Origin of the sequence: Petrocella sp. FN5 (assembly GCF_029210395.1) — a bacterium.
Lineage (GTDB): Bacteria > Bacillota > Clostridia > Lachnospirales > Vallitaleaceae > Petrocella.
This window is the reverse complement of record NZ_JARGDP010000009.1, coordinates 50,698-76,437: the sequence shown is the minus strand read 5'-3', so window position 1 is coordinate 76,437 and position 25,740 is coordinate 50,698. Positions and strand designations below refer to the sequence as shown.

At 37.5% G+C, this 25,740-nt stretch carries 23 protein-coding genes; all 23 read right to left on the bottom strand.

From position 1 onward, the window contains the following. Positions 1-98 precede the first annotated feature (98 nt). Positions 99-710 (bottom strand): V-type ATP synthase subunit D, encoded by a 612-nt coding sequence (locus P0N36_RS04485; RefSeq protein WP_275841637.1) that lies wholly within the window; start codon positions 708-710, stop codon positions 99-101. A 14-nt stretch (positions 711-724) separates the two neighbouring features. After that, positions 725-2,113, bottom strand: a complete 1,389-nt coding sequence (locus P0N36_RS04480; RefSeq protein WP_275841636.1) for a V-type ATP synthase subunit B — start codon at positions 2,111-2,113, stop codon at positions 725-727. Then, a complete protein-coding gene (locus P0N36_RS04475) occupies positions 2,110-3,900 on the bottom strand; it encodes a V-type ATP synthase subunit A (RefSeq protein ID WP_275841635.1) in 1,791 nt (596 codons plus the stop codon). The genes P0N36_RS04480 and P0N36_RS04475 overlap by 4 nt, the downstream gene beginning before the upstream one ends. Positions 3,901-3,913: 13 nt before the next feature. Further along, a complete protein-coding gene (locus P0N36_RS04470) occupies positions 3,914-4,510 on the bottom strand; it encodes a V-type ATP synthase subunit E (RefSeq protein WP_275841634.1) in 597 nt (198 codons plus the stop codon). Positions 4,511-4,521: 11 nt separating this feature from the next. After that, the gene (locus P0N36_RS04465; RefSeq protein WP_275841633.1) at positions 4,522-4,830 is read right to left on the bottom strand and encodes a V-type ATP synthase subunit F; all 309 of its coding nucleotides are present in this window, start codon (positions 4,828-4,830) and stop codon (positions 4,522-4,524) included. Between the two features lie 45 nt (positions 4,831-4,875). Further along, positions 4,876-5,304 (bottom strand): ATP synthase subunit C, encoded by a 429-nt coding sequence (locus P0N36_RS04460; RefSeq protein ID WP_275841632.1) that lies wholly within the window; start codon positions 5,302-5,304, stop codon positions 4,876-4,878. A gap of 37 nt (positions 5,305-5,341) precedes the next feature. Next, positions 5,342-7,267 carry a V-type ATP synthase subunit I gene (locus P0N36_RS04455; RefSeq protein ID WP_275841631.1) on the bottom strand — a complete coding sequence of 642 codons (1,926 nt, stop codon included), beginning with the start codon at positions 7,265-7,267 and terminating at the stop codon, positions 5,342-5,344. Next, complete coding sequence (locus P0N36_RS04450; RefSeq protein ID WP_275841630.1) at positions 7,260-8,321, bottom strand: V-type ATPase subunit; 1,062 nt, start codon at positions 8,319-8,321, stop codon at positions 7,260-7,262. Before P0N36_RS04450 ends, P0N36_RS04455 begins: the two co-directional genes overlap by 8 nt. A gap of 8 nt (positions 8,322-8,329) precedes the next feature. After that, a complete protein-coding gene (locus P0N36_RS04445) occupies positions 8,330-8,641 on the bottom strand; it encodes a hypothetical protein (RefSeq protein WP_275841629.1) in 312 nt (103 codons plus the stop codon). A gap of 87 nt (positions 8,642-8,728) precedes the next feature. Continuing rightward, positions 8,729-12,151 carry a PD-(D/E)XK nuclease family protein gene (locus P0N36_RS04440; protein WP_275841628.1) on the bottom strand — a complete coding sequence of 1,141 codons (3,423 nt, stop codon included), beginning with the start codon at positions 12,149-12,151 and terminating at the stop codon, positions 8,729-8,731. Positions 12,152-12,466: 315 nt separating this feature from the next. Further along, positions 12,467-13,462 (bottom strand): dihydroxyacetone kinase subunit DhaK, encoded by a 996-nt coding sequence (dhaK, locus tag P0N36_RS04435; RefSeq protein ID WP_275841627.1) that lies wholly within the window; start codon positions 13,460-13,462, stop codon positions 12,467-12,469. A gap of 27 nt (positions 13,463-13,489) precedes the next feature. Next, entirely contained in the window at positions 13,490-15,202 is a 1,713-nt protein-coding gene (gene ptsP / locus P0N36_RS04430) for a phosphoenolpyruvate--protein phosphotransferase (RefSeq protein WP_275841640.1), read from the bottom strand. A gap of 11 nt (positions 15,203-15,213) precedes the next feature. Beyond that, on the bottom strand, positions 15,214-15,480 hold the full coding sequence (locus P0N36_RS04425; protein WP_275841626.1) for an HPr family phosphocarrier protein: 267 nt from the start codon (positions 15,478-15,480) through the stop codon (positions 15,214-15,216). Between the two features lie 32 nt (positions 15,481-15,512). Continuing rightward, the gene (gene dhaM / locus P0N36_RS04420) at positions 15,513-15,911 is read right to left on the bottom strand and encodes a dihydroxyacetone kinase phosphoryl donor subunit DhaM (protein WP_275841625.1); all 399 of its coding nucleotides are present in this window, start codon (positions 15,909-15,911) and stop codon (positions 15,513-15,515) included. 2 nt (positions 15,912-15,913) lie between these two features. Next, positions 15,914-16,549 carry a dihydroxyacetone kinase subunit DhaL gene (dhaL, locus tag P0N36_RS04415; RefSeq protein ID WP_275841624.1) on the bottom strand — a complete coding sequence of 212 codons (636 nt, stop codon included), beginning with the start codon at positions 16,547-16,549 and terminating at the stop codon, positions 15,914-15,916. Between the two features lie 84 nt (positions 16,550-16,633). Next, the gene (locus tag P0N36_RS04410) at positions 16,634-18,691 is read right to left on the bottom strand and encodes a sigma 54-interacting transcriptional regulator (RefSeq protein WP_275841623.1); all 2,058 of its coding nucleotides are present in this window, start codon (positions 18,689-18,691) and stop codon (positions 16,634-16,636) included. A gap of 143 nt (positions 18,692-18,834) precedes the next feature. Next, complete coding sequence (gene rpoN, locus P0N36_RS04405; RefSeq protein ID WP_275841622.1) at positions 18,835-20,187, bottom strand: RNA polymerase factor sigma-54; 1,353 nt, start codon at positions 20,185-20,187, stop codon at positions 18,835-18,837. Positions 20,188-20,305: 118 nt separating this feature from the next. After that, the gene (locus tag P0N36_RS04400) at positions 20,306-21,415 is read right to left on the bottom strand and encodes a polysaccharide deacetylase family protein (protein ID WP_275841621.1); all 1,110 of its coding nucleotides are present in this window, start codon (positions 21,413-21,415) and stop codon (positions 20,306-20,308) included. 10 nt (positions 21,416-21,425) lie between these two features. Continuing rightward, positions 21,426-21,698, bottom strand: coding sequence for a hypothetical protein (locus tag P0N36_RS04395; protein WP_275841620.1), 273 nt, complete (start codon positions 21,696-21,698; stop codon positions 21,426-21,428). A 26-nt stretch (positions 21,699-21,724) separates the two neighbouring features. Next, the gene (locus P0N36_RS04390; protein ID WP_275841619.1) at positions 21,725-22,615 is read right to left on the bottom strand and encodes a YegS/Rv2252/BmrU family lipid kinase; all 891 of its coding nucleotides are present in this window, start codon (positions 22,613-22,615) and stop codon (positions 21,725-21,727) included. 87 nt (positions 22,616-22,702) lie between these two features. After that, the gene (locus P0N36_RS04385) at positions 22,703-23,152 is read right to left on the bottom strand and encodes an Lrp/AsnC family transcriptional regulator (protein WP_275841618.1); all 450 of its coding nucleotides are present in this window, start codon (positions 23,150-23,152) and stop codon (positions 22,703-22,705) included. Between the two features lie 146 nt (positions 23,153-23,298). Continuing rightward, positions 23,299-24,021 (bottom strand): purine-nucleoside phosphorylase, encoded by a 723-nt coding sequence (gene deoD / locus P0N36_RS04380; RefSeq protein WP_330683948.1) that lies wholly within the window; start codon positions 24,019-24,021, stop codon positions 23,299-23,301. A 177-nt stretch (positions 24,022-24,198) separates the two neighbouring features. Then, positions 24,199-25,668 carry an IMP dehydrogenase gene (gene guaB / locus P0N36_RS04375; RefSeq protein ID WP_275841617.1) on the bottom strand — a complete coding sequence of 490 codons (1,470 nt, stop codon included), beginning with the start codon at positions 25,666-25,668 and terminating at the stop codon, positions 24,199-24,201. Positions 25,669-25,740: the final 72 nt, after the last annotated feature.

The following is a 25,740-nucleotide window of genomic DNA, read 5'->3' as shown; positions in this document are numbered from 1 at the left end:
AATAAAAACATAAAGGCTTATTGCAGAAACAGTCCTTGAGGCACTGAATCCGCAATAAGCCTTTTTAAATCGAATCTATTTCTAAATCTTTTCTGGCACTAACCTCTTTTTTTGATCATCTTGAGTCTTGTGAATTCTTCCCGTTCTTTTTCTTCAAGAGCATTTACAATATTTTTTGTTACTGATTCATATCTAGGAATCATAATGTTTTTTAAAGCATTGGATCTTTTTTGCGTTTTTTTTATGTTAGAGGCTAACCTATAGATGGCATTTTCCACTTCTGCCAGTTGTACCGTCAGATTTTTCACCTTAACGAACATGGAAAATGCTTCATCAAGAGATGAATTGGTTCTAGCAAAGCCATATTGAGGCTCCAAATCTGTTGACAATTCTTTAATGACAGGCATTTCAACACCCATGATCGAGCGTACTTTGATTTCTATACCGGTCTCCTCTTCAATGGCTTCACCTATCTGTTCCACTGTGTTAATACCGATAGTTAGATTGGCTTCTTGAAGGGCAGCGTACGCGTTGGCAAAAGTGCTACTGATAACACTCTGAATTTCTCTAGCTTCATCAATCAAGAGCATGACCTCTCGTACAAGGATGTTTCTTTTCTGTTCTAAAAGATCATAGCCTTGCCTTGAGAGGGATAGTGTATTCTTAGCTAGTATTAAATTACCTTTTGTTGGAAATAATGTACTGTCCATGACGACTCACTTCCTTATTCTGTCGTTGCCTTGTAATACTTATTCAAAATAGTATCATCTAGCCTGGTCAACTCTTCTTTAGGAAGCATACCAAGTAAGTTCCAACCGATGTCTAAGGTTGCTTCCATTACGCGTTCCTCATCAAATCTTTGGGCTACGAATCCATTTTCAAAAGCTCGACCAAAGGCCATATATTTCTGATCTATTTCTGTCAGTTCATCTTCACCGATAACTGATGCCAAAGCTTTAACTTCTTGAACCTTAGCATAGGATGCAAAAAGTTGATTCGCTACTTGAGGATGATCGGCTCTTGTATAACCTTCCCCTATACCATCTTTCATCAGCCTTGATAAGGATGGCAATACAATAATCGGTGGGTAGATGCCTTTCTGATGTAAGCTTCGATCCAGTACCACTTGACCTTCTGTTATGTAACCGGTCAAATCCGGTATAGGGTGGGTAATATCATCATTGGGCATGGTCAAGATTGGTACCTGAGTAATAGAACCTGTTCTATCCTTTAACATCCCTGCACGCTCATAAAGAGAGGCCAAATCACTATACATATAGCCTGGGAACCCTTTTCGACTGGGTATCTCACCTTTTGAAGATGAAATTTCTCTAAGGGCTTCACAATAAGATGTCATATCGGTTAAAATAACTAGTACATGCATATTGTGCTCGAAGGCAAGATACTCAGCTGCCGTTAATGCACATCTTGGTGTTACAATTCTTTCAACTACAGGATCGTTGGCCAGATTCATAAAGGTCACGACTTTCTCCATTACACCACTGCTGGTAAAACACTGGGTAAAATAATCCGCCACATCATTTTTTACACCCATGGCTGCAAATACAATCGCAAAGTTTTCTTCATCCTCATTTTCTGCTGAAAGCTGTGCCTGGTTTACGATTTGAACCGCCAGTGCATCATGAGGCAAACCATTTCCTGAAAAAATCGGTAACTTCTGACCTCGTATCAATGTTGTTAAACCATCGATGGCAGATATGCCTGTCTGAATGTAATTTCTCGGGTATTTTCTTGCTATGGGATTAATTGGATCACCATTAATATCCCACCGCACATCTGCAAAAAGCTTGCCTAAACCATCAATAGGTTTCCCAAGACCGTTCATTTTTCTACCTAGAATCTCTTTAGATAATGGTATTTTCAGGGGCTTACCTGTAAATCTGGTTCTCGTATTAGAGCTAGACATACCTGTGGTACCTTCAAAAACCTGAACAACCGCTACATCTTCTAGCAACTCTATAACACGGCCCTGTCTCACCTCACCATTATCTAAGGTGATTTCAACCATTTCTTCAAACATTGCATCCTTTATACCTTCTAAGATTATGATGGATCCGGTTATGTCTCTTACACCTAAGTATTCAATACTCATCCGTTCTTCACCCTTTCAAAGCTTTTGTAACTCTCTCGAAGTGTTGTAAATATTTTGTCAACACGGGCAAAAATCGGCTCAAAGGCATCCAAGTTATCATTGCCTACCGTGTATTTGATTTTTATCAATTCTTCATAGATACCTGTTTTACGCATTTGAGAAACCGGTATGCCAAATTCCAACAACTCCTTGGATTTCTCGTAGGTATAGAGTGTAACCCTCATCATTTCTTTTTGCTTGCCTAAGGGTACATAGGTATCCACATCATGAAAGGCATTTTGTTGCAAAAAGCCAAGCCTTAATACAGAGCATATCTCAAGGATTAACTTTTGCTCCTCCGGTAAAATATCAGCGCCAATCAACTTAACAATATCCATCAACTTGCTTTCTTCTTGTAACAATGCCATGACTTCCTGTCGAATTGCCAAAAAGTCTTCTGACACATTCTCTTGATACCAAGATGCCATCCCTTCCATATACTCACTATAAGAATTTAACCAGTGAATGGCAGGATAGTGCCTTGAATAAGCAAGTTGGCGATCAAGGGCCCAAAAACATCGAATAAATCGTTTGGTATTTTGGGTTACCGGCTCCGAAAAGTCCCCGCCTTGAGGTGAAACCGCACCAATAATACTAACGGATCCTTCTTGGCCGTTTAATGTCTCCACATAACCAGCTCGTTCATAAAACTGGGAAAGCCTTGAGGGAAGATAAGAAGGAAAGCCTTCTTCTGCTGGCATTTCTTCCAATCGTCCTGAGATTTCTCTTAATGCCTCCGCCCATCTTGATGTAGAATCCGCCATAATGGCTACATGATAACCCATATCTCTATAGTACTCGGCTATGGTAATCCCTGTGTATATGGATGCTTCACGGGCTGCAACGGGCATGTTTGATGTATTCGCAATAAGTATCGTTCTTTCCATCAAAGGTCTACCCGACTTAGGGTCAATAAGCTTGGGGAAATCTTCTAATACTTCAGTGATCTCATTGCCCCGTTCACCACAGCCAATATAGACAATGATATCCGCATCGCTCCACTTTGCCAATTGATGTTGGGTCATGGTTTTACCTGTGCCAAATCCACCTGGAATGGCCGCTGCACCACCTTTTGCTATTGGAAAAAGACTGTCTATAATCCGTTGACCGGTTATGAGTGGCTTAGATAACGGTTTACGTGAACTAAAAGGTCTTGGTTGTCTAACCGGCCATTTTTGATACAGCTTTAATTCAATAATATCCTCATACTTGTCCATGATTTTTACAATCGTTTGATCAATGGTATACGCACCATCGTTTACAACTTCGATGACCTTACCCGATTGATTGGGTCCGACCATAACTTTATGCATGACAAGGTCAGTCTCTTGAACTAAGGCATAAATATCGCCGCTTTTAAGTTTATCTCCTACTTTGACAGGTATCTCAACCTGCCACTTTACATCTCGATCAAGTGCTACTACTTCTAATCCGCGACCAATGAAAGTACCTGATTTATCATTTATAGTGGTCAAAGGTCTTTGTATACCGTCAAAAACACCGCCTACAATACCCGGTCCAAGCTCAAGTGACATGGGCTCTCCGGTTGCATATACAGGCTCTCCAATTCCAAGACCTGTTGTCGACTCATAGACTTGGGCAATCACGTCTTGCCCTTCAATATTAATAACTTCACCAATAAGTTTCAGGTGTCCTACGAATATCATTTCAAGCATCTGATATTTTTTACTATCTCTAATGGTAATAACCGGTCCATTGATACCGGCAATTCTACCTTGTTCAATCACAATCGCCACCCCCTTATCCCACTTCCAAATTACATTTGTGCAAGAAATCTTCTCGCAATGCTTCCAGTTCATTGGCAAAGGAATAATCTATAACCTTTTGGCTGGTTCTATTGTATATTTTACATCCTCCGACCAGATTAACATGTTTAGATTCTAGTACTACCTTTAATCCAGTCGCTTCACTAACCTGATCTTTAATTGAATGATCACTGTAATTCAGAAATACTTCCAAATTGCCTACACCTAGGATATGTCTGCCTTCTTCAATCAGGTGAAGTAAATGTGGCATATAAGCCTCTGATTTTGCAAAAGTCTGTAGTCGTTCCACTGCCTGGTTAAAAATATCATCTATCAATTCCAGACGTTTATGAAATAAACGCGTTCTATTTTCTACCAATGTTTTTGACATCAACTCGTTTTTTTCCTTATCAATTTTCAGAAGGGCTAACTGTATTTTCTCATAAGCCTGGGTCAATAATTCAAGTTCCTTTGTCTCATAGGCTTTCTTTTCTCGTTCCTCAACCTCTTTTAATATCATATTTCGCTCTTCTCCAAGATCGGACATTATATCATTGGAAAAGCGTGCAAGTTTTTCATCTACTTTACTCATCTTATACCACCTTATATCTTGAGTCCAAGAGCATCCCGTACATATCGGGTTATTGAATCTGATTTGCGTTCAGAACCATGTCTGTCAGGAATTTCGACAATCAAAGGGGTCTGATAGTTCAATCTTACATCATCAATCATCTCCGGTATTAGCAATGCAATTTTTTCAGTCATTAGTACAATATCTACTTCCGGGTTTTTTAATATATCGTTAAAAACCTCAATAACTTCTTCTTTTTTATGTACAACAACACCTGATACACCTGCCAGACGCATGCCGGTTTTTGTATCGATATTATCGCTAATTAAAAACATCTTCACAACAAGCACCTCCTTAAGGTTAAAACTTGCTTGGTTACAACTTCCTTAATTTCCAAGAATCATAATTGAGATAATCAATCCATAGATTGCAATTCCTTCTGCTAGACCTACAAATATAACGGTTTTTCCCAGTAGCTTAGGATCTTCTGAAATTGCTCCAATAGCTGCTGATCCGGATATGGCAACTGCAATACCCGCACCAATGGATGCAAGACCTGTTGATAAAGCTGCTGCAATAAACTTAAGTCCCTCTTGTGACGCAATGGCTACCGCCAAGTCTTCTGTCGCAGCCATCGACTCCGGTCCACTAAAAATAAATATTGTCGCGCCAATCATCAGTACAAAAAACGTCGTAAGATTAATGCCAATATATGCTTTCGCATGAGACTGCTTAATGCTTCTTCGTATACTCCATATGCCTACAACTACTGTTGATAATACCAGAATTAATGCCATTGTTAAAATAAAACTCATCTTGATTCCTCCATTTTTCAAATCCCGCTGGTTGCGATTATTTTATGATCTTTTTTATGGTAAATGGTTTAAATTCCGTTCCTTCACCTTCGAAAAAACGGCTAAATAATTCGTAATATTCAAGTCTGATGCCTTGTATGCCAACAATTAAGCCTTCAAGTCCTAGAATCAATATATTCCCAAAAAACATTACCAGAACGCCATTGATGGAATTGTCTGTTTTTGATACCATTTCAGATAGAATCTTAAATACAAGGAAAAATCCGACATGGTTTAATGCAAAAGCCCCAACACGCATAAATGAAATGGTGTTGCTCAAAAAGGCCAGTAAAGTTTCTACAAGTTCAAATACAGCCTCAATAATATAGCTGCCTTTGTCCTGGGGGAAAATATGTTCTTTCTTCTGAATCCAATTGTCCAAAGGGTGCGCCAGAAATATTAGAACCAAAGGGGCAACCACGAATAATATGACCACTAAGGGATGCACATCTACATTCAAGACTACTGATAAGGTTATTCCAAGTACCGCAAGATAAAAAATCAAACCGGCTACACCATTACGATCAAATAGCATTTTCGCTATATTTTTCTGCTTATAAGCGTTACGAATATTAATGAGCATTACTATCAGAATTAACACCACGCCTAAAACAATGGCACTGCCTAACATTTCCATCATATTCTCCATACTGTTAATGGGTTTGTAATTAAGCAGATTTCCCAGAAGATGGTCATCTCCAAAGAAGGATCCATAAATGAAACCAAAAAACACTGAAGCACCACCTAAATATATCATAACCTGTCCTAAGGCATTTTGGGATCTACGATAAAGCAGATATCCAATAAGGCTAATCACCAAACCCTGTCCCACATCACCAAACATACCTCCAAACATGAGCATATACGTTATAGCTACAAATACTGTAGGGTCAAATTCATTGTATGAGGGTGTGCCATACATCTTTACGACCGGTTCAAAAGGTTTGAAGAACCAATTGTTTCTAAGTTTGGTTGGTGGTCTTGAGTTTTTATTCGTATCATCGTCCTCAAAAACACATGTAACACTTGGAAAAGCATCCATTTTCTCTTTGAAGGCGGCTAGCTCACTATCTGCCACCCAACCTGTCATATAAAAGGCATCTTTAGACCTTACCGCCATGGACCTAACATCAAAGGTCCCGTTAAGCTGGGCCACATATGTATAGAGCTCTTGAATGCGTTTGATATGTTTTTGAATATAAGATTTTGATTGTTGGTCTAACTCTTCAACCCGTAAAGTGAGTTCTTCAATCTCTTCATTTAATTTTTCTAAAGTTTGTTTCGGGTAACCTTTGATGTCATTTGACAGTCGAATTCTGGTGAAATATAAAGATGCAAAAAGACTGTCTATATTGAATTTTTTTGTTCTTGGTGTAAAGTAAAACAGGTAGACCAGTTTGTCTGTTCTTGAAACTTCAAACGCAATAACATCCATGGCTTCAATGTAATCCTGAAGCTTTTTAAAGTTATCTATTGCCATGGATCCAAATCTGAATTTCATATAGTCAAAATCAAACAGTTCATTGACCTTAACATCCAAATTCTGTATAGGTATGATTTGGTTTCTGAGTTGAATTTTGTATTCCAAATCTTCTCTAAGAGAGCTACTGATATGCTTAATGGTTTCAATTTGCCTTTCATAGCCTTCAATTTCCGGTTCTAACATATGCACCGGCATAATACCCACTGGTGCCGTATCATCATATTCAAAAACAACATCGGCCACCTCACCTAACTTATTTACTTTCTCTTCAAGCTTTTGATACGGATTCTCATCATCAAACTTGAATAATCCTTTAACCGAATGAAGAATATTGTAAGCATTTTCCAACTGAATCTCATGTGGTATAAAGCTTTGAATCACGAATGTATCAAATGATTTAAGCGGTCCGACAATATTTACAAAATGCATTTTTTCAATCATAATTCCCCACTCCTTTACTCTGACGCGCTAAGTATGTCTCAACCTTTTTCGGATCAACTTTGTATCTTACACCTTCTATGATTGTTGTCAGATTCAAGATCTCAATTTCTTTGATAAAAATATAACCAATAATTGGCGCAATGGTAAACGGTAAAAGCCGCATCTGTCTTAACTGTTTGTTACCATAATATTTATTAAAGCTATTGTCCCAATGACCACTATCAAAGTCAACAATCTCTCCATAAGGCCCTGCTTTCAGAAGTCTTAAGACTTCTTGGCCGGTATCTGCCTCAACCAATTTGATGATATCTTGTTTTTTCAGCTTATGCCCATTTGGTATAATATAACTGTAAATAATCTCTTTTCTAAGATTATAAAATTGCTTGCTTCGATAAATCCACATCATATTTCTAAAATCTGCATCCAAGCCAAAGCTCATATGCATAATCTCATAATCTTTTCCAGATATTTTTTTGTGAATTTGATCATGAACTTGATTATAATAATACAAATCAAGGGCCATTTCAGCTGCAAATAGATTGATTTTATTGTCTTCTATGAGCAGTGGAGATAGAATCGGGTAAAAATTGGTGTCTTCCAGGGTATCAATTAACTCACGAATGGTATTTGCCTTTAGAGCCGTATTAAAATCAATATTGCTATGATGGCTAATAAAAAGGGTTTTTCGATCTATTTTATCTAGAGGTTTACCCATATGTAGGGCTCGCAGCATTTTTTTTAGGTCCTCTATTTCTTGCTTTCGGTATACAAACCTATAAATGGATTTTTCTTTCCCTTTTAAGAATTTCGCTATTTTGAGGGCATCGTGAATCAGTGCACGGTTAAGCATAATCTCTAGCTGCCCACGATGTATGTCTTGATTGTCCATCTCCTCAAAATTCTGCTTATAATACGTATTGTTTTTCAAATAATTGGCTATTTCCTTAACAGACTGCATTCTAAGTAGATTTACAAAATCCTCATCTTTCAGCATCTTGCCTTGCATAGCTCTGATTTTAGTTGTTAGATGTGCATATTTAAAAGCATTTAGCATAACTCAACCTACCTACTTAAGACTTGATTGACCAAATCAGAAATCCATACTTCTTTGTTTTTTTTGATTTTTTCTTCTATGGCCATTATTTTCATGTCACATTGTTTTTCTGCTTCTTTTCTCTCATTGGTACTGTCACTTAGTTCTTTTTTTCTTATTTGCTCAATTTTAGTATCGGCTTCTTCAAGGATTCTTTTTTCCAAGGCGACTGTTTTTTCTTCATAGCTTTTTATAAGTGCTTCCTTCTCTTGCATCGTGTGTTTCATTAATGCTTGTGCCTTTTCCTCAATATCAATAATTCTCCTAATGACATCTTCCATATTTGATACCTCATTTCATTCGACTGCATTTTTGACGCCCATTTCAGTTGATTATAAAATTGCCCTATAGTATAGTGTAACACTGAACTAATCCTGTTGCCAATGATTTTTCATCATTTCAAGATATTCTCTATCCTGTTCTTTGTCCGTCCGCCGGTATTCAAAGTTCGGCATCTTTTCATCAAATCGGCATATACCCCCATATTTACAATAGTCACAAGCACTTACTTCCCCTTTTTTATAGGGTTTGACTTCAATATTGCCTTTTATGATTTCATTACCTATTCTTTGGGTTTCTTCTCGTACATAGCCACATAGTGTATCGAAATCCTCTAGTTCCAAGACTTTTGACACCTTAGATAGCTGACCATCCTTATTTTTCGACACCGGTATGACTTTGGATGCTTTGACAAATAAATTGTCCAGTTTTGTTATAACTTCAGTATCATTTAAAGCGACGCCTTTTAACTGCATAGATTCTAGCAGTTCATCTTCAATATGTGATTCATTGAATTCTGCAGTAGAAGCAATAAAGGGATCATCTATCTTAAAATAAAACAAACCGGCCGGTATGATTTTCTTATCCGATGCCTTTTCTTGCACCTGAAGTGCGGCATTTAGATACACCAGAAGTTGCAATTGAAGCCCATGATAAATATCACCAAAATCCAAATCCTGACTGGAAGATTTATAATCAATAATCGTTATATAGGTATAGCTATCATTCGAATAGCTGTCTATCCTATCGATTGTACCTCTTAATATCATTTTTCTACTGTTATCCAGTTCTAGATTTAAGCTGTTCACATCATAATCAGCGCCGTCAAAATGCCATTCTGTAAACTGTGGTCTAAAGTCACCTTGACTGATTTGATACGCAATGGCCCATATGGATCGATTCAAGATTCTCTTTAGTCGGTTCAACAAAAAGATGTTTCTATTAGAATCAAAAAATACCCTTTGGGTCTCTTCACCTGCAAGATTCATTACAAATTCTTCAATCCATTCTTTTCGCATTGCTTCTGTGACTTCTGACCATGATAATTGTCGTTTTTGTACACGCTTAGATATCAGCTCGATGACCTTATGAAATATTAATCCCAGCTGAGGCATGGTAATCTCATAAGCTTCTCTTTCATGAGCCTTTAAGCCATAAGTAACAAAGTGGGCAAAAGGACACTTGGAAAACTGTTCAAGCCGAGACACACTGTTCTTCAGTGTTTCTCCGTACAATCTATGATGATCTGATAAATGATCTTCTAAAAAATGATCCTTGCGACCTCTAAGAGCTATTTCCAGCCTTGAGTACCACGCTGGTTCATTTCTAAACCAGGTTAGTATGGATTCGATATCACTATCACCATTTATATTGATGTCTTTGTCTTTTTGTAGTTTCTGCAACAACTGCTTAAAAACCACACTTGGTCTATTGAAGACGATCTTATTTTTATAAAGTTGATCTATATTATAATGCTTAACTAGAGGACATATCTTCTTAACCATATGGATTAAATGAGATGGTCTGGTTGCTTTACCTTCCTCATTCATAAGGGTATAACTTAAGTATAGCCTCTTACTTGTATTTAACAAGGCCATATAGATATAGAACTGTTCTCGGTATAGGTTCTTTATGGTCGTTGGCGCTAATTTTATCCCTTTTTCCACCATCCATTCTCTTTCACGGTCTGTTAATAACCCTGATCCTTCTTTCAACATGGGTACAACACCTTCGTTTAAACCAATAGCAAAAATAGCTTTTTTACGCGGCATTCGACTTCTTGTCAGATCCCCGATAATCACCTGATCCATCCTAGGCGGCACAAGGCCAAGTTCAAGTTGTTCAATGCCCGCTTCCATTAGATTATTGAACGTCCCATCATCCACCTTTTCTTCAGTGGACATCAAGGCCAATTGATCAAATAAAGTCATTAATACTTTGTAGACTTGGTTATAAGTCCTTGCTTCATCATAATGATACGTCGACATATAGTCGTCTGCCTTGTTCTGAATTTTTGATTCTACTCCGTGATAAAGTAGTATCTCATAGATGTGCAGTAAGTGATCTTTGACCCTTTGTTTTTTAGAATGTTTGACCATCAAAAAGGGAGAAATAATCTCTTTCCTTAAGTCATTGATGGCTGATAAGAGCTGGATGGCTAGTGGCGTATCTTTTTTCTTGTGAATATCCGGAACTTTATAGACCCATTCTTTTGACCAAGCTGATAGGCCTCTGATACCGTAACGGATAACATAGTTTTCCAAATGGTCTAACAGATCCTGGTCATAGTCCACATAGTCTGATTTTAGATATTCAAAAATTGCCTCATAACTAAAATTGCTTTTAAACACTTTAATAATGGACATAACAAAAATCACCGCATCGTTGGATGCAAAGGGCTTTTTCTTGTCAAAATAAATTGGGATACCTGCCTCTGGAAGCATTTCATTGATGAGGCGTTCATAACGGTTTAGATCACCGGCTAACACCCCTATATCGTTATAAGTATAGTCTTTTTCCATAACCAACTTGAGTATACTGTCTCTTAAATAAGCCACTTCTTTTTTCATCGATGAAGCATGGGCCAAACGCAACCCTTTTGGGCCCGCCCCAAATACATCATATGGATACTGATAGAGATTTTCTCTTAAATGCTGGATGAAGTTCACATCACCCCTTGATTCTTCTATCCATTCTTCTTCTGTATAATCATGAATCCTTTGCTCATGAATCTTTTGCATCAAGGCATGATAGGTATAATAACTCTCATAGTATAGATGGCTCTCGTCTAAAGGTTTTCCCTTAAGGACAGAAGCTTCACCGGTTAGGGTTAGGGTCAAATCTTTCGCGGTATACATAAGTTTTTCTATTAAAAGATATTGTATCGGTGTAAAACCATAGAACCCGTCTATCATGATGGTGGCTTTTTTTAACCACTGACTCTTATGGGCAATCTCTACCAGACGTTCAAAAAGGGTTTCACCACTTAAATAATTAGCAAGCAATTGTTCTTTGTAGGTATTATAGAGTTTTCCACAGTCTCTTAGTTTAATTTTAAGAATCTCCGCATCGGTTTGATCTACGATACTTTCAAAGTCATATTCTGATATGCCATACCTTGAGAATTCTGACATCAAATCACGCAACTCATTTACATAGCCTTTTTTCTGAATATGCCTACTTAAAAAAGGGTAATCTGCTTTTGAAGTATCAATAATCTTACGGATCATCATGGTCTTTCCAACATCTGAGAGCAAAGCTTTACCCGCAACGCCGAGTTCGTCCACCATTCTATAAGAAAGCCTTCCAAAACTAAGCACCTCTATATTGGTAATACAATGATTGGGATGGGCCCTTATCATCTCATGTTGAACATTCAACGTGGCTTGCTCAGGTACAATGAGTAAAATGGTTTCATCTGTCGGCAACGCTATGGAAGCCTCTATGATTTCTTTATACAATTTATCCGTTTTACCACTGCCCGGCTTATTCATAACAATTCGAACGCCCAAAATGTATCACCCCAATCTGCTCTGTCAATTATCACAAAAAATCATAACCATCTATACCTTCGTTAAACAAGAATCTTCTATATTATATTATAGAGCAATTTTCATTAATTTACCTCATAAAATATACACATTATTTCTTGCACAGAATTGTTTTTTTTGGTAACAATCAACATGAGCATGCTGTGAAAGGGTCTTCATGGTACCCCTAATGAAAACAGAAAAAAGATCTCTAAGCATTTTATCTGCTTAGAGACCTATTTGACTTAAATAAACTCAGATTTTTTCAACCTAAAGTTCAATTATTATATAAATATCTTAGTTTTGAACAAGTGCTGGTGTATCCGCTGGTGCAAATAATAGATCTTTAAGCTCAGCATCTAATTTTAATACTGTAACTGAAAAACCAGCCATGTCTAAAGAAGTCATATAGTTACCTACATAGGTCTTAGCTATACGAATACCTTTTTCAGCCAATACTTCTGCTACTCTTAAATTCGCAACATAAAGTTCCATAATGGGTGTTCCGCCTAAGCCGTTAACCATTACAGCAACTTCATCATCCTTATCAAGACTTAAGTCTTCTAATACTTTACCAAGCAAATGGTCGACTGTATCGTTTGCAGAACGTAAGGTTTCTCTGTGTGTGCCTGGCTCGCCATGGATACCCATACCAATTTCAACTTCATCATCACCAAGAACAAAACTAGGTTTCCCAGCTGCCGGTACTGTACATGTGGTAAGTGCCATACCCATTGATTTTACATTCGCAATAACTTTCTCTGCTACGCGCTTAACTTCTTGAAGGTCGCCACCTGCTTCAGCTTTTGCGCCTGCAATCTTATGAATCAATACAGTTCCTGCAATACCTCTTCTACCTGTTGTCCAGGTACTATCTTCTACGGCAACGTCATCGTTAACAACGACATGTTCAACGGTGATGCCTTCTTCTGCTGCCATCTCTGCTGCCATTTCAAAGTTCATTACATCCCCAGTGTAATTTTTGACAACCAGTAGCACACCTTTACCGCCATCTACTGCTTTGATTGCTTCATAGACTTGGTCTGGTGTAGGTGATGTAAATACTGCTCCGGCAACCGCGCCATCTAACATGCCTTTTCCAACAAAGCCACCATGTGAAGGCTCATGACCACTGCCCCCGCCACTAACCAAGGCAACTTTGGGCTGTGGTGCATTGGCTCTTACCAATACCTCAAAACCTTCTACTCTCTTTACGTAGCTTGGATGTGCCGCGATAATCCCTTTGAGCATTTCATCTACTACATTGTCTGGATTGTTGATAATTTTTTTCATTTTTCATCCTCCTTTTGATTAATGGTATCACTTTATATTAGTAGCAAGAACTGTGCCAGCTAATAGTTGCCTGATTTTTTTTACTTCTTTTTGTTTAAGTACTTCTTCTACAATATTTTCTTTATCATCCATTTTTCGTATTATTTCTTTGATTTTGGGTATGGATGGTCCACTCATACTCAGCTCATCAACACCCATCTCAACCAAAAGCTTCGTCGCCAAAGGATCACCCGCCATTTCACCACAGACACCGACCCATTTTCCATGCTTATGTGCCCCGTCAATAACTGTTTTGATAGATCTAAGTACAGCCGGATTGAAATGATCATATAAGTGACTGATTCTTTGATTACCTCTGTCTACCGCAAGGGTATATTGAACCAAATCATTGGTACCAATGCTAAAGAAATCCATCTCCTGTGCCAGTTCCTCGGACATGATTACCGCTGCTGGGGTCTCTATCATGATGCCAACTTCAATATTTTTGTCATAGGCTTGACCTTGAGTCTCTAACATGGTCTTGGCTTCTTCAATTAATGATTTTGCGGCTGTTACTTCTTCATAACCGATAATCATAGGTAACATAATGGCTAGTTTCCCATAAGCTGAAGCTCTAAGAATCGCTTTGATCTGTGTTAAGAATATGTCTGTTCGCTCTAAGCATATACGAATTGCTCGCCATCCTAAGAAAGGGTTTTCTTCTTTGCCAATGTCTAGGTAGCTTAAAGGTTTATCGCCGCCTATATCCATTGTTCTAATGACGCATAGATGACCCTCTGATCTTTCAACAACATAGCGATAAGCTTCAAATTGTTCTTCCTCTGTTGGCATTTTCTTTTTACCCATGAAAACAAATTCAGTTCTGAAAAGTCCAACGCCTTTGCCACCATATTTTAGAGCATCATCAATATCCTTGGGGTTTCCTATGTTGGTCGCTAAGGTGATTTCCTGACCGGTCATTGTAATTGCCGGAAGGTCTTTTAGGCTCAGATAATATACACGCTTCTCTTCTTCTATCTTCAAAGCTTCTTCGTACTTGCTGACTGTTTCTTTATCAGGATTTACAATCAACTTGCCTTCGTAACCATCTACAATGGCTGTTGCATCATTTTTCAGTTCGCTAATCGTATCTCCAATGCCTACTATGGTAACAATCCCTTTTGACTTAGCGATAATAACCGAATGTGAAGTAGCGCTGCCACTGCCCATAACAATACCGACCACTTGATCGGATGATAAGTTCGCAATCACCGATGGTTCAATGTCCTCACCACATAATATGATATTATGTCCATCCAGCTTAGGATCAGGAATTCCAAGGAGCACCCGTATGATTCTTTTTCCTACATCTTTAACATCCGCTGCACGTTCTCTAATATAGGGGTCTTCCAAGCTTCCTAGAATAGCTGCTACCTCGTCCGTCGCCTTTAATGTAGCTTCCGGTGCCGACAAACCATCTTCAATACATCGATCAACCGTATCTTGTAGCATCGGATCGTGCATCATAAGCACATGCGCTTCCATAATGGCAATCTGGTCCTTATTGGTGCTATTTCTAGCCTGATCCAATATTTTGTCTATTTGTTCAAGAGCACCTTCAATGGCTTTTTGAAGTTTTTCTCTCTCCGCTTCTTGACTTTCTTTTTCATATGCTTCAAGTTCATGATCAAAAGCAGATAGTAGTAATTGTACTTTACCCATGCCGATGCCTTCAACAACAGCCTTACCTTGATATTCCATTATTTGCACCTCTAATCCTCATAAAAATTATTTGTAATCAGGATATTTAAGGCTTCTATAGCCTTGTCTTCATCCGGTCCATTTACAGCTATGGTTACTTCTTGATCGTTTTTAATTCCCAAGGCCATAATCATAAGTAAGCTTTTGGCATTCGCCTGTTTATTATTACCCGTTAGTGTAACATCACAATCGAATTTGGATGCTATTTTTGCAATCTCTGCAGCCGGCCTTGCATGAATACCCAAACGATTTACAATCATATAAACAACTTCTTTCACCTTAGCACCTCCTCGTTGTCTTATTTGTAACTCTACTGTAGTTTGAGTACATCTCTTGCAAGTTCTGCCGCTGATACGACTTCGTCTATCGTTCCCCCGATGTAGGCTTGTACAGATGCGCTAACTGCACCTTCAAGTACCGGTCCGTCTGCTATGCGAACATCTATGTTCAAGCCTTCTTCTTCAAGGAGCTCAATGGCTAGATTAGAACTAATAACAGCACTACCTAGATCCACTAATATAACAACCCCTTTTCCTGTTTCCGCTTCCTTAACTGCGGTTGCTATTCTAACAGCATCTGTTCCTATTTCTCCATTTTCCATACCACCTGCAGCAATTATTTTTTGATTGACTCCAGCCATTTGCATAGATAACTCTACGATACCTTCTGCTACTTTTTTACTATGGGATACAACCACTATGCCTACCATCTTTATACCCCCAATACTTCTTTCTTATAATGATCGGTTATTGTTTTCAATATAATAGTAAAAGAGGTCGCCCCAGGATCTTGATGACCAATACTACGATCACCTAGATAACTTGCTCGTCCTTTTGTAGCACGAATGGTCTTCGTATATTCTATACCGACCTCTGCCGCTTCAATGGCTTTATCAAGACCTTCTTCAATCGTCGCACCTTCGCCCATGGCTTTATTAAACGCCTCCATAGCCGGTTCTATCGCATCAATCATCGTCTTTTCACCGAGCGTTGCCTTACCTCTTGCCTTTATGCCCTCAAGTGCTGCCAGCCACATCTTACTAATTGTTTCACCATCTAATGCTGTCTTTCCAACAGCTTCACCGCCAGCTTTCATAAAAGCTGTACCATATAATGGTCCGGAAGCACCTCCAACCGTTGAAATCAGTGTCATACCCACTTTCTTAAGGGTTGCACCTACATCACTATCTTCCTCTGTCACCTTCAGCACAGCGGCATTAAATCCACGGGTCATATTAATGCCATGATCTGCATCCCCTATTACCCCATCTAAATCTGTTAGAAAAACCTTGTTGCTTGTAATTGAATCATTGATTGCACTTATAAAACTGCTTACTGTTGCTGCCATAATAGATTCCTCCATTTTTTCTTCTTAGCTGTTTTCCAGTTTCTATAACAACTCTATTTTAATAGTAGCAATATCTGTGCCAGTTCAATCAGATGTCTCATTAAATCGAATATTATACTTTCTGACTTTCGCTGCAACTGTATTATGTGTAAGTCCTAATGCTTTACCTGCTTTGTTGTAGCTACCATGTCTTTTAAGGGCTGTCTTAATGATTATTTCTTCATACTCTTTAAAAGTTAAATCATCATCCAGTTCCATTATTGAAACACCCGCTGGTTTTTTCATGTTTTCTTGGCGATTTCCTATAACATAGGAGGGTATGTTCGTAAGTCTAATCACATCACCATCTAGTAATATGATGGTTCTCTCCATGATGTTTTCTAGTTCTCGTACATTACCTGGCCAATCATATTGAATCAGGGCACGCATCCCTTCTTTTTCTATGGTTATGTTACTTCTTTCCAAATCCTTACATATTTTTTCTGCAAAATATTCAACAAGCACAGGTATGTCTTCTTTTCTTTCTCTAAGAGGTGGTAACCATATAGGAATTACATTCAACCTGTAGTATAGATCTTCTCTAAAATCACCTGTTTTAAGAAGCTCTTCTAGATTCTGATTGGTGGCTGCCACAATGCGCACATCTACTTTTATTGTTTTTTCTCCACCGACTCTTTGAAATTCTTTGTTCTGAACCACTCTGAGCAGTTTTACCTGCATACTTTTGTCTAACTCACCAATTTCATCAAGAAAAATCGTACCTTTATGGGCTAACTCAAAGCGACCTAATTTGGTTTTTACTGCACTAGTAAAAGCGCCCTTTTCATGTCCGAATAACTCACTTTCAAGTAGTGTGGGTGGTATTGCACCACAGTTAACCCTAATGAATGGCTCTTTGTCTCTAGCACTTGAATAATGGATAGCTTCTGCAATCAACTCCTTACCGGTACCACTCTCACCTCTAATTAATACCGTATAGTTACTAAGCGATGCTTTTGCAGCAATGGCCATTGAGTCATAAATTTTGCCACTGACACCAATAATTCGATCAAAAGCCGGCCCAAGCCTTTTGGTTCTAATCAGTTCTTCTTGAAGATAATCTGCCTTTGCCGAGATCTGATTCAGTTTTTCCATCAAATCTTGTAATTGAGTGATGTCTTTAATGGTAGAAATACCACCCCGTATCTGCCCGTCAACGATTAAGGGGTTAATATTTGCCACAATCGTAACACCGTTTTCTTTTTCACTTATCCCACCTAATATGGGCTGCCTTGTTTCTAAAACCTTAACCCTGTCCCCATTCGGTGATAAGTCATAAATATTCTTACCAATAATTTCCTTGATGCTTTTTCCAACGATTTGGCAATATGCAGCATTGATATAAGTGATTTTTCCTTTATGGTCAAAAACGCAAATGCCATCTTGTACTGATTCTAAAATAAGCTGATATTTCTCCTTTAACTCTTTAATTTCCTTAAGTTGCCATGAAATCTTAACCAGTTTTGATATATCTTCAAAGATACTAACGGCGCCCCTTGCTTCATTTTCAACAATCAAAGGTGTCGTATTGGTTACAATGGTATACTTACCTCTGTTTTGGGTGTATCCTATTTTTGATTTTTGGGTTTTCGCAACTTCCGGTAGTTCTGATTCCGGCATGACCACCTTGATGTTCTTACCTATAATCTGATCGGACCTTATACCAAAAAGTCTTTCTGCTTCAGCATTAAAAAGCGTTACTATATCATTCTCATCTATGACCAATAAGCCATTTCCAATATTGTTAAATATATTCTCAGCTGTTAGAATATTGTCCTGCAATAGGTTGTCAATGCTGTTCATTGAAGTCTGATCATAGTCAAAATCACTTTCCAAGTAAAGCCCCATTTTTTCTGATGCTTCTTTTGCTTCATTACCAATTGTTAATATCTCTATTTCTTCTCCCGCTTTAATTTTCATAGAAATTAGTAATAATATACTGGTTAATGGCACTTCTTTAAAAGCGCCTTTTTGCACCTTAAAAATTACCCCATAGTCATTTTGTAACTCTACAGCTTTTTGAACAATCATCGCGGCCACTCTTGCATGTAGACCTTTTTTATGCCTAATCATCACTTTTCTTATTACACTGGTTGAATTCATTTTTTACCCCTTATCTATCATCTTCTTTTATTCCATTCATTGTAGCAATAATCATGCCCATTTTTGCTTAATGTTCTTCTTGATACAGCCTAAAAGTTGTCATTTTTTAACATTTTTTTCTTTATTGGTAATTATTACCCATTTTATATATAATGTTTTCTTACTTTTCCGGATGGTATACCTAACTGCTCTCGATATTTGGCTACTGTTCTTCTGGATATGCCTATCCCCTCATTCTGCAATAAGGTGCATATTTTTGAATCACTATAAGGATTATGTTTATCTTCACCATCTACAATACCTTGTATGGCAAATTTTGCCATGGCCGATGAAGCATCTTCTCCCACTTCTTGTTTAATACCCTTACTGGAAAAAAAATATTTCAACTCGAACATACCCCATTGACACAATAAATATTTTCCATTTACCGTACGACTGATGGTTGATTCATGCAGGTTTAAAGCGTCAGCTATTTCTCTCTGATTCATTGGTTTAAGATAGGCTCTACCCTTATCAAAAAAATCTATTTGATGCATGAATATGGCTTTTGTCACTTTTTCTAAGGTTTCCATTCTTTGATCTATACAACGCATAAGCCAATTGGCACTGTTAACCTTATTCTGAATATAAGGATAAGCATCACCTAATTTTTTATCGCCTTCTTTAAGTAGATCCAAATAATAGGGATTAACTATTATTTTTGGTATCTTGTCTTTACATATATCAATACTATAACGCTCGTCTTGTTTGGAAATAATGACATCCGGACGAATATAATGAATCATATCTGTTTGAAAATAGCTTCCAGGCTTAGGGTTTAGCTTCCGTACTTCTTCAATTAACGCCTGTACTTCGTTTATAGGCATAGCCATACTTTTTGAAATCTTAGGCAATGCATTGTCGCCTATCGCCTCAAGATGACAATCTATTAATTCTATCAACCCTTTTTTTACATTTTTTCGATTCATTAATTGTAACTTCAAGCATTCTTTCAGATTTCTGGCACAGATACCCGGTGGGTCAAATTGTTGAATTATTTGGCATACCTGATTAACTTCTTCTTCTTTTGTATGAAGCATTTTAGCTACATCCTTGATATCAATTTTCAAATAGCCTTTATTATCTAGACTTTCTATCAGAAATTCTCCGATTTTCATCACCGTCTCAGGTAAATCCAGTATATGTAACTGTAATTTCAAGTGACTTACAAGGTCGGTTTTATAAGATTTCATATCCGGTATGCCGTTGGTATATCCATCATCTTCTTCCCTTGAATACGAACTATAGCTTTGAAGATTAAGCTCTCGTTCTTCTTTATTTATTTTCAACTTGGTTTCTTTTGGTTCTTTATATTCTAGAATTGGATTTGATAGCATTTCTTCATGTAAAAAATCAACCAGTTCCTCATAGCTAAGCTTTAGAATCTTCAAAGAATATTCTAACTGTGGGGTCATTATGATTTTTTGATTCATTTCCATATTCATTTCCATATTCATATTTTTTTGGACTCCTATATGGTCTTTGAATGGGTTCTTATATTTATTTTAACACATGAAAAGAAAACAAAAAAGAAAGTGCTTTCAAATCACTAAAGTACTTTCTTTCAACTTTTTCTTATTCGTAAACAATCAATTCCATGTCCATAACTTTGTCATTATTTACCAAGTCAACTTTTTCTTTTGGCACTACAATCGTATTCGCATTGCCATCTGAAATATATCGCTCGTCAGCATTTTTTTCATAATAATCAAGAAACCACCATAAGTCTTGAACGTCCCCTTCTGACCCTCTTACTCTCGGTGCATTATAGGGATCAAATTTTATATGACTTGGCGGTACCATCTTGCTGCTGGGTCCTTCCCTAAATCCAACCTCGTAACCAAACTCTACATCTTCATATTGACCATGAGATAGGTACTGAATTAATGATGCTTCAGGGCGTTTACCATATGGATAGGTTATGGCCAACATATTATAATCCGGTATTAATGCTTTTAGAAAATAGTCGACTTGTCCGATTTCTTTTATAAGTGCGTCTTTGGATAACTTGCTTAAATCCGCATGGGTTGCTGAGTGATTTCCAATCTCATAGCCATTCTCTATCAACCATTCCAAACGTTGTAAGGCATCACCATCTCCTTTAAAGTTTTGATTGGTAGCATGTATGAACAAAGTTGCAGCTTTTCCAAAATCATTGTGTTCTTGTACGAATTCTTCGAGGATACCAATAGCCGACTCCGGATCCACTTCATTTTCTATAAGAGCAAAAGTTGACGCTAAGCCATCATCAAAGGTTAACACAATCGGTGTTTTACCAAGCGGTGCATCAATCTGTTGACTTAGGTATTCTTTCATTGAAATCAGATAGTAGTTGTTATCATAAAAATATTGCAAATCACGTATAAAATCTTCCTTACTTCGATGGTATGGGGGGTTGTCCATAATACCATGATACATGACAACCATGATATCACCTATTTCATTGACACCTAAGGATTTATAATCTATTGGCACTTGAGTAAGATCTTCTTCTTGACTATCTGTTCCCTCATCTGGTTCTGTTGTTGGTTCTGTTGTTATGCCTAAGTTCTGATTGTCTAGTATTTGACTTTGCGCATCTATTTCATCGGCTTGGACATCTTCTTGGTCAACCTTAGTTGAGCATGAGGAAAAAACCATTATAATCCATAGAGCAAATAATAGCTTCATTACGATACCTTTCATGTCTATCTCCTTAAAAAGTCCAGTCTGTGAAATAATTGTCCAAATCCTCGTTGACAATAGCCGCTAGATAACGGTCCACCATCATAAATAAGTCTGTTTCATCCTTAAGCATCACTTCCACTTGAGAACCTTTGTATTCTAATAGACCACTTGGTCTTTTTGCGTCTATAAAAGCTTCAAAATTCTCAAACCATTTTTCAACCAATGCTTCTGTTATTTCTTCATAACCTAACATTTCTGTTTTTATTTCATCTCTAAATTCAGTGATATTCATTTTTAACATACATATCCTCTTTCCTTCTATTTGATTTACTTGATTACATTTAAACGTTTATGCATGACCTCTATGACTAAAGGAAAATGTGGTCCTGCTTCACCGTCTATATCCGATTCTTCAAAGCCCTCAACACCTTCTAAACATTCAATCGAGATATGTTTGCTTTGAAAACTGATTACATTTTTATCTTTTAAATGATCTCCAATTAGTATTTTACCAAAAAGGCCAGGCATATCAGCTAATGGACATGCCTTAATACCCACAAAATCCATAAGCCCATCACTGATATTAGCATTTTGTCCAAGTTTCGAAAAACCACCGGCACTAGATCCATTCAACACTAAAAACAAATAAAACAAATCATCAATTTCACCCTGATCATGTTGAATTTTAAACCTAAGTTTCTTAAATCCCGGCAATTGTTGGACACCTTTAATGTAATAGGCAAGTTTACCAATGGTATTTTTTAACTCCACATCAATGTTTTGAGATATATTGGTAAAAAGGCCACCACAACACACATTTACAAAATAGCGATTATTGACCTTTCCTACATCCACTTGAGAGATTTGCATCTTTGAAAGCATCTCGATAGCTTTGGCTATATCTGTCGACATACCTAGATGTTTCGCAAAATCATTCGCTGTACCTACAGGTATAACCCCTAGAGGTATATCTATTTTTTGTTCCATCATAACTTGAACCACGCCGTTGACTGTACCATCTCCTCCGGCAACAATCAAGGCAACACAATCTTTAAGTTTGTTTATATTGAGTATTTTTTCTAAGTTATCCTCAATGGATGTACGGTGTACTCTTACTTCAAAGCCTTTTTCTTGAAAACAGGCTAAAAAAGTATCTATATGCACAGAGAAAAGCTTTTGTCCTGAATTTGGGTTATATATGAGCTGTACGTATGACATATCGCACCTCCCTTTAATAAAAAGTGGGTTAAGAATTATTCTATTGTTCGCGATAATTATTTTTGCTTTGACAAAAATCTGTATCGCCTATAATTCCGGTAAAACTGAATGAACATCTTTGGTTGTAGATAAAACAATGGTCGTCTTAGTTTTTAACAAGCCTTCTACGTTTTTAATTCTACCAATCAAAGTCTCCAAGGTCGCCGTATCTTTTGTCACTATTTTAAGCGCATAGTCATAGTCACCAGCTAGATAATAACAGTCTAATATATCTTTTTCATTATTAACAAAAGTCTCAAAAACTTCAGCATATTTAGGACGCTCTAGGGCGACCATAATAATAGCTGTTAAAGATTTTCCAAGCATTGTTGCGTTTAAGATTGTGGTATAGTTCTCTATCATGCCCGATGCTTCTAACTTTTTAAGACGATCACCAACCGCTGATACAGATAGATTAATCTGATTGCTAATTTCTGAGGCGGTTATCCTTGCATTCTTATGTAAAATATGTAATATTCGCTTATCTATTATATCCATTTCCAACAACTCCCTGCTTATATTTCCTAACATTATACCATTTGAACTTGTTTTATTAAAGTGTTTTGTATGTAAAGCTATATATTTTTTTGATGAATAGGATTTTGAACAAAAAAATCCTACCAACATAATTGGTAGGATTTTTACTATTCTGCCATCTCTAATGCTATTTCCATCATTTTAACAAAAGAATTTTGTCGCTCTTCGGATGTGGTGACATCCCCTTTTACCAAGGAATCACTGACCGTTAAAATACAAGATGCTTCTTTACCCAAAATACTCGCATTAGCAAATAAAGCGAAAGATTCCATTTCAACAGCCATACAACCGTATTGATCTCGTATATGTTTATAGACATTAAAATCTTCTCTATAAAAAACGTCTGAAGAATGAATTTTACCTCTTTTTATGGGAATATCCAGTACTTTTGCTATATTAGCAAGCTTATCATTAAGTTTTGGCGTAGCAAAGGTTGTATCTTGCTCATAGCCACTTTGCGTTTTGGCATAGCTAGACTCTGACCACGCTTCATCGACCAATAGAACATCATAAACGTCTAAATCCTCTGTGTATGCACCACATGAACCAATTCTTATAATGCGTTTCACATCATAAAAGGCATACAGCTCATATGAATAGATGCCTATACTTGGCATCCCCATTCCTGAACCCATTACAGATATTTTTCTGCCTTTGTAGGTACCTGTGTAACCTAACATGCCTCTTACACTGTTAAATTGTTCAACATTTTCTAAGAATTTTTCTGCAATGAATTTTGCTCTTAATGGATCACCTGGCATCAAAACGGTATCTGCGATAACCCCTTTGTCTTTCACCTCAATATGTGGTGTTGGTATACTCATACTCATTTTATTTGCTCCTTTTCCATGATTTACTAACCTTAGTATAATCTTTCCGCCATGTAATTGCAACAAACCATGGTGTTGCTATGTACTTTAATTGACGCTAAATAAAAGAAAATAGCAACCTAAGTTTCTCAACTATGATTGCCATTTCAACTTTATATCCTTGTTTTTAAGGATTTTTTAATTTTCAACACTATAATTTGGTGCTTCTTTTGTAATCTGAATATCATGAGGATGAGATTCTCTTAATGACGCTGCCGTAATCTTTATAAACTGACCTTCTTCAATCAAATCTCTAATTGAGGATGTACCACAATAACCCATACCCGCTCTTAAACCGCCCATTAATTGATATACCGTATCTTCGGCCGGACCTTTGTATGCCACACGTCCTTCTACACCTTCTGGTACCAGTTTTTTGGTATCTCCATTGTCCCCTTGAAAGTATCGGTCTTTACTACCTTTTTCCATAGCTGCCAAAGAACCCATACCTCTATAAACTTTGTATTTTCTACCTTGAAATAATTCCGTATCTCCAGGACTCTCTTCGCATCCTGCAAAAAGACTACCAAGCATACATACGGACCCACCCGCTGCAATGGCTTTGACTAAATCACCTGAGTACTTAATACCCCCATCTGCGATAATTGGAACTCCATAAGGTTTTGCGCCTTCTGCGCAATCGCTTATAGCTGTAACCTGAGGTACACCAACGCCAGCCACAACCCGCGTTGTACATATTGAACCCGGTCCTATACCTACTTTTACAGCATCTGCTCCTGCTTCAATGAGCGCAAGGGTCGCTTCCTTAGTTGCTACATTCCCGGCTATAATCTGTAAATCAGGATAAGTTGCCTTTATTTGCTTGACTGCGTTTAAAACACCGGCCGAATGACCATGAGCTGTGTCTAAAACCACAACATCTACTTTTGTTTCTACCAAAGCTGCAACTCGATCCATCATGTCTTTTGTAATACCTACCGCGGCTCCAACCCTCAATCGCCCTTGATCATCCTTCGTTGAGTCCGGATATAAAATAGCCTTTTCAATATCTTTAATGGTAATCAAACCTGAAAGGTTACCTTCTCTATCCACAATTGGAAGTTTTTCAATTCTATGTTTACCCAATATTTTTTTTGCTTCGTCTAATGTTGTACCTTCAGGTGCAACAATCAGATTCTCACTGGTCATAACATGCTTGATTTTTTGATCAAAATTTGTTTCAAATCTTAAATCCCGGTTGGTTAAGATTCCAACCAACTTTTTCGATCCGACTTCAATAATTGGAACGCCTGATATCCTGTATTTTGCCATTAAGGCGTTGGCTTCATAAACATAATGCTCCGGTGTCAAAGAAAAAGGATTGGTTATGACCCCATTTTCAGATCGCTTCACTCGGTCAACTTGATCTGCCTGCTCAGCGATTGACATGTTCTTGTGTATAACGCCAATACCACCTTGTCTTGCCATAGCGATTGCCATTCTTGATTCTGTTACTGTATCCATACCTGCACTCATTAAAGGTATGCTAAGTTCTATTTTTTTAGTAAGTTGTGTACTTAAGTTCACTTCATTAGGTAAGACTTTCGAATGGGCTGGAACCAGTAACACGTCATCAAAGGTTATTCCCTCTTTAAGAATCTTTTGCATGAATTAAGGCCTCTCTTTCATCATTAGCACGTTGTTGTATCTATATTCTCTGTTATACTTTCCTAGTAAGTT